Raw genomic sequence first — 586 nt, 5'->3', positions numbered from 1 at the left:
GGAAGCTGCGGGCATCTACGGGGTTGCTGCGGAATATGGCGCAAAAGCACTGACAATTTGTACGGTTTCTGACCACATCAAGACAGGCGAGCAAACCACATCAGAAGAGCGTCAGAATACTTTTAACGACATGATGATTGTTGCGTTGGATTCTGTATTGCTTGGTGATGCAGAATAATTCGCTTCAAGAAAAGATGTAAAAAGAAAGCCTGCACCCATTGTGCAGGTCTTTTTATGAGGCTTTGGTCTATAAAAACTTTGGTCCATTAAGACGGTTCTTTATGACTGAGCAGTAAGTTTTCGACTTTAGTTTGCGGTTTTTTACGTAAAATCAGAATAAACAGCATACCACTGACAAAACTACATCAAAATCATCAAAACATATAACGGTCAATTTTGCGGTAGTGATGGTCAGAAAATGCCGTGACTTTACCGGTTTCAAACGTGATCCGAATGAAACCCACAATGCTGTTATCGGCAAAAACGGGTTCAACGAGCTGTTGGCGCCCAATGCCTGCAGTGGCAAGAGGGGTGTCTAACCCCAGGACTTCTCTCGCAGTGAGTGCTTTGTCACTGGACGCTAAAC

At 43.9% G+C, this 586-nt stretch carries 2 pseudogenes; one reads left to right on the top strand and one right to left on the bottom strand.

The features are described 5' to 3' along the window. Window positions 1-178: pseudogene (gene deoD / locus CIK04_RS27770) on the top strand (purine-nucleoside phosphorylase); the annotation flags it as partial. An 88-nt stretch (window positions 179-266) separates the two neighbouring features. Here deoD and CIK04_RS27765 read toward each other — a convergent pair. Then, window positions 267-586 (bottom strand): annotated as a pseudogene (locus CIK04_RS27765) (AhpA/YtjB family protein); the annotation flags it as partial.

This window comes from Vibrio sp. 03_296, from assembly GCF_002265885.1.
This window is presented reverse-complemented; position numbering and strand designations above follow the sequence as displayed.